6 protein-coding genes are annotated in these 9,591 nt (G+C 73.0%); 4 read left to right on the top strand and 2 right to left on the bottom strand.

The annotated features are described in order from the left end of the window. The first annotated feature begins 393 nt into the window (after positions 1-393). Complete coding sequence (locus tag CG747_RS25560) at positions 394-843, top strand: PTS glucose transporter subunit IIA (protein WP_100604159.1); 450 nt, start codon at positions 394-396, stop codon at positions 841-843. Between the two features lie 80 nt (positions 844-923). Further along, positions 924-2,594 carry a phosphoenolpyruvate--protein phosphotransferase gene (gene ptsP, locus CG747_RS25555; protein ID WP_100604158.1) on the top strand — a complete coding sequence of 557 codons (1,671 nt, stop codon included), beginning with the start codon at positions 924-926 and terminating at the stop codon, positions 2,592-2,594. A gap of 99 nt (positions 2,595-2,693) precedes the next feature. On the opposite strand, the gene CG747_RS25550 is transcribed toward ptsP, so the two are convergent. Together CG747_RS25550 and CG747_RS25545 are read right to left on the bottom strand one after the other, a co-directional pair. After that, positions 2,694-3,593 carry a hypothetical protein gene (locus tag CG747_RS25550; RefSeq protein ID WP_100604157.1) on the bottom strand — a complete coding sequence of 300 codons (900 nt, stop codon included), beginning with the start codon at positions 3,591-3,593 and terminating at the stop codon, positions 2,694-2,696. 151 nt (positions 3,594-3,744) lie between these two features. Next, positions 3,745-5,769 carry an acetoacetate--CoA ligase gene (locus CG747_RS25545; protein WP_100604156.1) on the bottom strand — a complete coding sequence of 675 codons (2,025 nt, stop codon included), beginning with the start codon at positions 5,767-5,769 and terminating at the stop codon, positions 3,745-3,747. Positions 5,770-6,053: 284 nt separating this feature from the next. Between CG747_RS25545 and CG747_RS25540 the strand changes: the two genes are divergently transcribed. Then, on the top strand, positions 6,054-8,522 hold the full coding sequence (locus tag CG747_RS25540) for a glycoside hydrolase family 31 protein (RefSeq protein ID WP_100604155.1): 2,469 nt from the start codon (positions 6,054-6,056) through the stop codon (positions 8,520-8,522). Positions 8,523-8,638: 116 nt separating this feature from the next. Further along, positions 8,639-9,496 carry a M15 family metallopeptidase gene (locus CG747_RS25535; protein ID WP_100604154.1) on the top strand — a complete coding sequence of 286 codons (858 nt, stop codon included), beginning with the start codon at positions 8,639-8,641 and terminating at the stop codon, positions 9,494-9,496. Positions 9,497-9,591 lie beyond the last annotated feature (95 nt).

The raw sequence follows: 9,591 nt of genomic DNA, 5'->3' as shown, positions 1-9,591 counted from the left end.
AAGGAACGGACGCTTCCTTTGGATTCCCTCTCGGGTTTCCGCCGGGCGCTTCCCTTCGGTGTTTCACACTCTATCAGTGCTTTTCCGGCTTTCGAGCCACTGCTTTTCTGCAAGCATGCAGAAGCGCATGATTCGAGAATCTGGATCATGACCCTGAAGGAGTGCCGCCCACTCAGTCGGTCGCGTCGAAGCGCTTCCTGTCTGTCCGGGGCAGATCTCAGACAGTACAGGGGCCCGGTGGGCGAGGCAAATCGATTCCGCAGCTGGGCGGGGCGCAACTGGGCTCTGTCATGCGGAACCGTCAGTTCTTATGACTTACGCTTCTCAACGGTGCGCCGTCCAGGACAGGTAGTGACGGCGACCTGATGAATCTTCACCCCTGGGAGGTTTCCCATGACCACCGTGACGTCCCCTCTTGCAGGACGCGCTATCGGGCTCGCGGCAGTGCCGGACCCGGTCTTCTCCGGAGCGATGGTGGGGCCCGGTACCGCCATCGACCCGATCCGTGAACCGTCGGCGGCGGTTTCGCCCGTGGACGGCGTCATCGTCTCCCTGCACCCGCACGCGTTCGTCGTTGTGGATGCCGAGGGACACGGCGTACTGACGCACCTCGGCATCGACACCGTGCAGCTCAACGGCGAGGGCTTCGAGCTGCTGGTGAACAAGGGCGACACCGTGACCCGCGGGCAGGCCGTCGTGCGTTGGGACCCGGCCGCGGTCGAGGAGGCCGGCAAGTCACCGGTGTGCCCGGTCGTCGCGCTGGAGGCCACCGCGGACTCGCTCGGCGAGGTGCGCGAGGACGGCGCCATCAAGGCCGGCGACGAGCTCTTCTCCTGGCAGTAGCAGCCGGACGCCGTCGGGAGACGGCAGGTACGACATCCACTGCGGCGGCCGAGTCGCCGCGACAACCGGAGACGGGTGACATGGAGACAACGCTGCGGGGCGTCGGGGTGAGCCACGGCGTGGCCATCGGCGAGGTGCGGCACATGGGGACGGCGGTGCTGGAGCCGCCGGCCAAGCAGATTCCGACGGAGGAGGCGGAGCGCGAACAGGGGCGCGCACGCCAGGCCGTGGAAGCTGTGGCTGCCGACCTGATCGCGCGGGGCAACCTGGCGGGCGGCGAGGCACAGCACGTGCTGGAGGCCCAGGCCATGATGGCCCAGGACCCCGAGCTGATGGCCGATGTCGAGCGGCGGATCGCCGTGGGCAGCACTGCCGAGCGCGCGGTGTACGACGCGTTCGCGGCCTACCGGGCGCTGCTGGCCGGGGCGGGTGAGTATCTGGCGGGCCGGGTGGCCGACCTTGACGACGTGCGGAACCGGATTGTGGCGCGGCTGCTGGGCGTGCCGATGCCGGGCGTGCCGGACAGCGACGAGCCGTATGTGCTGATCGCGCGGGATCTGGCGCCGGCCGACACGGCGCTGCTGGACCCGACGCTGGTGCTCGGATTCGTGACCGAGGAGGGCGGGCCGACCAGCCACAGCGCGATCCTGGCGCGGGCGCTGGGGGTGCCGGCCGTGGTGGCGCTGCCGGGCGCGGGTGAGCTCGTCGAGGGCACCGTGATCGCCGTGGACGGCAGCACGGGTGAGGTCTTCGTCAACCCGAGTGCGGAGAAGCGGGCCGAGCTGACGGAGGCTGCCGAGGCACGGAAGGCGGCGCTGGCGGCGTCGTCCGGTCCGGGTGCCACGTCGGACGGGCACAAGGTGCCGCTGCTGGCGAACGTCGGTGGGCCGGCGGACGTGCCGGCGGCCGTGGAGGCCGGTGCGGAGGGCGTCGGGCTGTTCCGTACGGAGTTCCTGTTCCTGGACGACAGCAAGCAGGCGCCGTCGGAGGAGAAGCAGGTCGAGGCGTACCGGAAGGTGCTGGAAGCCTTTCCGGAGGGGCGCGTTGTGGTGCGCGTGCTGGATGCCGGGGCGGACAAGCCGCTGGAGTTCCTGACGCCGGCGGACGAGCCGAATCCGGCGCTGGGGGTGCGGGGTCTGCGGACCCTGCTGGACCACCCCGAGGTGCTGCGGACGCAGCTCCGGGCGCTGGCGACGGCCGCCGAGGGGCTGCCGGTCTACCTTGAGGTCATGGCCCCGATGGTGGCGGACCGGACCGATGCCAAGGCGTTCGCGGATGCCTGCCGGGAGGCCGGGCTGCGGGCGAAGTTCGGCGCGATGGTGGAGATTCCGTCGGCGGCACTGCGGGCGCGGTCGATCCTGCAGGAGGTGGAGTTCCTGTCGCTGGGCACCAATGACCTGGCGCAGTACACCTTCGCGGCGGACCGGCAGGTGGGTGCGGTGTCGCGGCTTCAGGACCCGTGGCAGCCTGCGCTGTTGGACCTCGTGGCGGCTTCGGCCGAGGCCGCGAAGGCCGAGGGCAAGAGCTGTGGCGTGTGTGGTGAGGCGGCCTCCGATCCGCTGTTGGCGTGTGTGCTGACGGGTCTTGGGGTCACCAGTCTGTCGATGGGCGCGGCGTCGCTTCCGTATGTGCGGGCGACGCTGGCCAAGCACACGCTGGCGCAGTGTGAGCGGGCGGCGGCCGCGGCGCGGGCCGCGGACACCGCTGCGGATGCCCGGGCGGCCGCGCAGGCGGTGCTCTCCGGGGAGTGATCCGGATGGCGCGCGGCGCCGTGTGAGGTGTCTGGGGACGGCCGTCCCGCCTGGTGGCGGGGCGGCCGTTCGCGTGCGCGGGGGCGCGGGCGGTGGGGGTCAGGGGTGGCAGTGGGGGCCTGGTGGGGGTGGGAGGGGCAGGCCGGGGGCGTAGTCGACGCGGTGCTCGGGTGGGATGGGTTCGTCGGTCTCGGGGTCGGTGCAGTAGGCGTCGAAGATTTCGGCGGCGCTGATGGGGTCCGGCCAGGTGCCGCGGAGGCGCCAGCCGCGGACGGTGGCGGTGGGGGCGTCGGTGGCGGGTGTGGTGCGGCAGACGAGGGCGCCGGTGGCGGGTCGGGTCAGGGCGGCGGCGAGGACCGTGCAGAAGGCGAGGGTCTCGGATTCGGGGAGGCGGGGTGGGGTGCCGTCGGGGGCGGTGGTGGCGTGGAGGTAGGCGCGGAGCGGGCCGGTGGTGTCGGGGAGGGTGCAGACGAGGTGGTGGGTGCCCTCCCCCAGGGCCGCGAGGAGGTGTTGGAGGGCGGTGGTGGCGCGGGTGAAGGCCGCGTGGGCGAGGTCCTGGCCGCACTCCGGGCAGCGGCCGGCGCGGGCGAGGAGGGTGGTGGCGCGGTCCCAGGAGGCGCGGCGGGCCGCTTCCTCGGTGAGGAGTGGGAGAAGCCGGTCGAGGGGGGTGCCGTCGTAGGCGAGGGTGGCGCCGGTGCAGGCGACGGCGGCGGTGTAGCGGCTGCGGCTGGCGGGGTCGTCGGGGGCCAGGCCGTGGGTGGTGCAGTAGTGCGCGTAGGCGGCCGGGTCGAAGAGGCAGAGGGTGGTGTGGACGCCCTGGGCGGCGAGGGTGCGCAGCAGGGTGTCGAGCTGCTGGAGGTAGCCGCGGTGGTCGTCGAACGGGAAGGTGCGGTAGCGGCGCATGGCGGCGAAGTCCCGGGCGTCGGCGAGGACGGCGGCGGTGCTGGGGAGGTCGCGGCGGAGCGGGTGGCCGGCGGGGTGGTGGGTGGTGGGTGTCATGGCTCCCCCTCGGTGGGTGTGCGGGTTGGTCGTCACTGGTCGGACGACCTTTGTCACCGAGAGTAATCGGGGGGTCTGACAACGGCGGCGGGGCCGGTCGGGCGTGGGACGGCCCGGCGCCGGGCAGGGTGCCGCCGGCGCCGGGGCGGGGTCACTTGGCGCGGTCGGCGGCGATCCGCTCGTAGAAGCGGAGGATTTCGAGGTTGTCGACGGAGCCGGGGTTGACGGCCTTTTCGAGGGGGGTGCCGGCCAGGAGGCGTTTGACCGGGACCTCGATGCGCTTGCCGGTGAGGGTGTGCGGGACGCCGGGGGCTTCGATGATCTCGTCGGGGACGTGGCGGGGGGAGAGTTGTGCGCGGATGGTCCGCTTGATGCGGTCGCGCAGGGCGTCGTCCAGGGTGGCGCCGGGGGCGAGGTGGACGAAGAGGGGCATCCAGTAGTCGCCGTCGGGGAGTTCGAGGCCGATGACGAGGGATTCGCGGATCTCGGGGAGGCGTTCGACGACCTCGTAGATGTCGGCGGAGCCCATCCGGACGCCCTGGCGGTTGAGGGTGGAGTCGGAGCGGCCGTGGATGACGACGCTGCCGCGGGAGGTGACGGTGATCCAGTCGCCGTGCCGCCAGACGCCGGGGTACGTGTCGAAGTAGCTGTCGTGGTAGCGGGTGCCGTCGGGGTCGTTCCAGAAGCGGGTGGGCATGGACGGCATGGGGTTGGTGACGACCAGTTCGCCGACCTCGTCGATGACGGGTTCGCCCTGGGGGTCCCATGCCTGGAGGTCGGTGCCGAGGCAGGCGGCCTGGAGTTCGCCGATGTGGACGGGGAGGGTGGGGACGGCGCCGGCGAAGCAGCTGCAGACGTCGGTGCCGCCGCTGACGGAGGCGGTCCACAGGTCGGTGCCGGTTTCGGCGAAGGTGTCGTGCAGCCAGCGGAAGCCGTCCGGGGGGAGCGGGGAGCCGGTGGTGGCGACGCAGGTGACGGTGGAGAGGTCGAGGTCGCGGGCGGGGTGCAGGTCGGCCTTGCGGCAGGCCATGACGTAGGCGGCGGAGGTGCCGAAGACGGTGGTGCGGGTGGCGGCGGCGACCTGCCACTGGGCGCTGGTGTCGGGGTGGCCGGGGCTGCCGTCGTACAGGACGAGCGTGGATCCGGCGAGGAGGCCGCCGACGAGGAAGTTCCACATCATCCAGCCGGTGGAGGTGTACCAGAAGAAGCGGTCGTCGGGGCCGAGGTCGCAGTGCAGGCCGGTCTGCTTGAGGTGTTCGAGGAGGATGCCGCCCTGGGACTGGACGATGGCCTTGGGGAGGCCGGTGGTGCCGGAGGAGTACAGGACCCACAGCGGGTGGTCGAAGGGGACCTGTTCGAAGACCGGTTCGGTGGGGTCGGAGGTCAGGTCGGACCAGTTGAGGGTGCCTTCGGGGGCGGGGGTGCCGAGCAGGGGGACGTGGACGACGGCGCGCAGGGTGGGAAGTTCGGCGCGGAGTTCGGTGACGGTGTCGCGGCGGTCGTGTTCCTTGCCGCCGTAGCGGTAGCCGTCGACGGTGAACAGGACGACGGGTTCGACCTGCTGGAAGCGGTCCAGGACGCTGCGGGCGCCGAAGTCGGGGGCGCAGGAGGTCCAGACGGCGCCGACCGCGGCGGTGGCGAGGAGGGCGACCACGGCCTGCGGGATGTTGGGGAGGTAGCCGCTGACGCGGTCGCCGGGGCGGACGCCGAGGCGGCGGAGGGCGGCGGCCAGTGATCCGACCTGGGTGCGGAGCTCGGCCCAGGTGACGGGGGTGGGTTGGTGGCGCTCGTCGACGTGGAGCAGTGCGGGGGTGTCGGCGCGGGCGGGGTCCTCGGCGGCGCGCAGGGCGTGTGCGGCGTAGTTGAGGGTGGCGCCGGGGAACCAGCGGGCGCCGGGCATGGTGCGGTCGGCCAGGACGGTGTCGTAGGGGGTGTCGAAGCGGACGTCGAACCATTCGGCGACGGCCTGCCAGAAGGTCGGGAGCTGGTCGACGGACCAGCGGTGCAGGGCGGCGTAGTCGGCCGCGGGGTCGCCGGGGGTGGGGGTGGGGGCGCCGTGGTGGGTGGCGGCCCAGGCGTGGAAGCGGGTGACCTGTGCGCCGGCGATCCGGTCCGGGCCGGGCTGCCAGAGGGGTTCCGGTGCCGGTTGGGCGGCGGAGTGCGGTGCGGTGGTCATGATGCGGCTCCTGGCAGGTACGCGTCGTGGGCGGCGGCCGCGCGTCTGGTGGGGGTCCCCCGGCGGTGCGCGTGACCGGCTTGCCTGGACGATGCCATGTGATCGACTTGTGCACCAGGGTGGATCCGCACATTCGGGGGTGGTGGCGGCCGCCATGGGTGCGGGGGTTCCGGTCGGTGGGGTGGCGGGGGCCGGGGCTCCGCAGGTGGCCGGTTGTCCCTGTGCAGGTGAACGGCAGTTGAACGGTTCCCTCCCGAGGGGCCGTCAATGGCAGGCTGACCGGCATGGACGGGCGTGATCTGGTGCGGTCGGTACGGATGGTCAAGGCGGTAGGGCCGGCGCAGGGGCTGCGGTCGGTGCGTGCGGCGTGGCGGCGGAGCAGAGCGGATGCGCGGGCGTTGCCGCGGCGCGGGGCGGAGCGGGCGCGGGTGCCGGGCGAGGCGCGCGGGGCGGAGCCGTTGCCGGGCGGCGGGGTGATCCGGTTCGCGCGGTCGTCGCTGCGGGTGCGGGTCGCGGCGGGCGGTGCGGTGTTCTGCGGTTGGGACGGGGCCGGGCCGGAGCCGTCGTACGCGTTGGCCGGGGCGTGCCCGGCGGTGGATCCGCGGGCGGTGCTGGAGCCGGACACGGAGGGTGGCTGGCGGATCGTCTCGGAGCGGGTGCTGGTGGTGGTGTCCCGATTCGGTGCGGTGGAGGTGCGGACGCCGGGTGGTGCGCTGCTGCGGCGGGAGTTGCCGCCGCGTTGGTGGCACCGGGCCGAGGACGGCGCGGTGGACGGCGCGGTCGGTGTCGCCGGGGACGGTGTGGAGGGTCTCGGGGCGGACGCCGACGGGGGCGGGCGGCCCGAGGGGGTGCCGGCGTCGCGGTGGGTTCAGCGGTCGGAGGTGGCGGCGGACGGGCGGTTCTTCGGACTGGGTGGCCGGTCGGCCGGGCCGCGGCTGCGGGACGGGGTGTACCGGCTGTGGAACACCGATCCGGGCGGCGCGTTCGGGCCCGGGGACGATCCGCTGTACGTGACGATGCCGGTGCAGTTGGTGGTGGCGGACGCGGGGACGCACCTGGTGTTCCACGACAACTCCTGGGACGGCCGGGTGACGTTGCGCGAGGGCGCGGAGGGCGCGGGTTCGGGGCACGATCGGCCGGGCACCTGTGAGCTGCGGATGGACGGCGGGCCGCTGCGCTACTGGGTGCTGGCGGGGACGCCGGCCCGGGTGCTTTCGGGGTGGGCGGCGCTGACGGGTCCGCCGGTGCTGCCGCCCCGTTGGGCGCTGGGGTACCAGCACGCCCGGTGGGGGTTCGGTGGTGCGGACGAGGTGCGGCGGGTGGTGGCGGGCTATCGGGAGCGGGGGTTGCCGCTGTCGGCGGTCCATCTGGACATCGACCACTACGAGGGGCACCGGGTGTTCACCGTGGACCGGGAGCGGTATCCGGATCTGCCGGGGTTGGCCGGGGAGTTGCGGGCCGCGGGGGTGCGGTTGGTGTCGATCGTGGATCCGGCGGTGAAGGCGGAGCCGGGGAACGCGGTGTACGACAGCGGGGTGGCGGCGGACGCGTTCGTGCGGGATGCCCGGGGGCAGGTGGTGCGGGGGGTGGTGTGGCCGGGTGAGTCGGTGTATCCGGACTTCACCGATCCGCGGGTGCGCAAGTGGTGGGGGGCGCTGTACGCGGAGCGGTTGGCGCAGGGGTTCGCGGGGGTGTGGCACGACATGAACGAGCCGGTGTCGTTCGCCGCGTTCGGGGAGTCGACGTTGCCCCGGTCGGCGCGGCACGACCTGGAGGGGTGCGGTGGTGACCACCGGGAGGCGCACAACGTCTACGGGTTGGCGATGGCGCAGGCGGCCTTCGAGGGGTTGCGTGAACTGCGGCCCGGGGAGCGGCCGTTCCTGTTCTCCCGGTCGGGTTGGGCGGGGTTGCAGCGGTACGGGGGGACGTGGTCGGGGGATGTGGCGACCGGGTGGCCGGGGTTGCGGGCGTCGTTGGCGCTGGTGCTGGGGCTGGGGTTGTGCGGGGTGCCGTACAGCGGGCCGGATGTGGGCGGGTTCTCGGGGGTGCCGTCGCCGGAGTTGTATCTGCGGTGGTTCCAGTTGGGGGCGTACCTGCCGTTGTTCCGTACGCATTCGGCGTTGTGGGCGGGGCGGCGGGAGCCGTGGGAGTACGGGGACGAGGTGCTGGAGCACGCGGGGGCGGCGCTGCGGGAGCGGGCCCGGTTGGTGCCGTATTTCGTGACGTTGGGGCAGTTGGCGCGGCTGTCGGGGGCGCCGTATGTGCGTCCGGTGTGGTGGAGTGCGCCGCGGGACCGGGCGCTGCGGGACTGTGAGGACGCGTTCCTGTTGGGGGACGCGTTGCTGGTGGCGCCGGTGCTGGAGGCGGGGGCGGTGCGGCGGGCGGTGCGGTTGCCGCGCGGCCGGTGGTACGACACCGCGACCGGCCGGGCGTACGACGGGCCGGGCCGGGTGTGGGTGGACGCGCCGCTGTCCCGTATTCCGGTGCTGGCGCGGGCCGGTGCGGTGCTGCCGGTGGTGGGTGCGGACGGCGGGACGGAGCTGGAGGCGTGGGCGCCGGCGGTCGGGCGTACGGGCGGTGGGCTGCTGGTGCCGGACTGCGGGGACGGCTGGCGCCGGCCTGAGGTGGAGCGGTTCACCACCCGGTGGGAGGGCGGTCGGGTGGTCGTGGAGCGGCGGGACGGGGGTCCGGCGGGGTATCCGGTGCGGGTGCGGGGGTTGGCCGGGGAGGAGGCGGGGCCGGTGGCCGGGTAACGGGGCGGTGGGGCACGCCTGTTGGGGGTGGGGTGCGGGGGCGCGGGGGCGCGGCGGTGTACAGGCGGCCGGTGGAGGGGTTCCCCGTGTCCGCCGCGCCTGGTAGACGAGGGGGCATGTCGAGACTTGCTGCTGTCCGGCGCGGCCTGGTCGCCGCTGCCGCCGCCCTGGTCACCGTCACCGTCGCCCCGTCGAGCGCCGTCGCGGACCCTGCCGCGGCCCCCTCGCGCCCGCGCGGCGCCGTTGGTGGTGCGCGGGCCGACGATCCCAAGGCGCCGAAGGAGTTCGTGGCGCTGCGCGACGTCGATCCCACGATCATTCAGGAGATCCGCTACGCCACTCCGCACGATTTCATGGGCGTACCGGTGACGGGCTATCGCGAGCCGATGTGCATTCTGACCCGGGACGCGGCGCGGGCGTTGCACCGGGCGCAGGTCGCTTTCCTGCGGCGCGGCTACTCCCTCAAGGTCTACGACTGCTATCGCCCGCAGCGGGCGGTGGATCATTTCGTGTCCTGGGCGAAGGATCTGTCCGATCAGCGGATGAAGGCGGAGTTCTATCCGCGGGTGGACAAGTCGGTGCTGTTCCGGGACGGGTACATCGCGGAGAAGTCGGGTCACAGCAGGGGAAGTACGGTCGATCTGACGCTGGTCCCGCTGCCGGCGGTGCCGACCCGGCCGTATGTGCCCGGGGAGCCGTTGACGTCGTGCTTCGGGCCCAGGGCGAGCCGTTTCCCGGACAATTCCCTGGACATGGGGACCGGCTTCGACTGTTTCGACACTCTCGCGCACACCCTCGATCCGCGGATCAAGGGGAAGCAGCGGGCGCATCGGCTGCTGTTGAAGGAGGGGCTGGAGCGGGCCGGGTTCGTGAATTACGCGGACGAGTGGTGGCATTACACGTTCTCGCCGGAGACGTTCCCGGACACCTATTTCGACTTCCCGATCGCGCGGAGTTCACTGACGCGGCGCTGAATGCCGGGCGGGGCCGGTGCTGATGGAGCGTCAGAGGCGCTCCTGACAGGGCGCGTTGCGAGGGCCGCGGCCGTACGCTCCGGAAGGGTGTGTGA

The organism is Streptomyces sp. CB02959 (genome assembly GCF_002803155.1).
In the GTDB taxonomy this organism is placed as follows: domain Bacteria; phylum Actinomycetota; class Actinomycetes; order Streptomycetales; family Streptomycetaceae; genus Streptomyces.
Note: the sequence above shows the minus strand (reverse complement) of the source record. Positions and strands in the feature narration are given on the sequence as shown.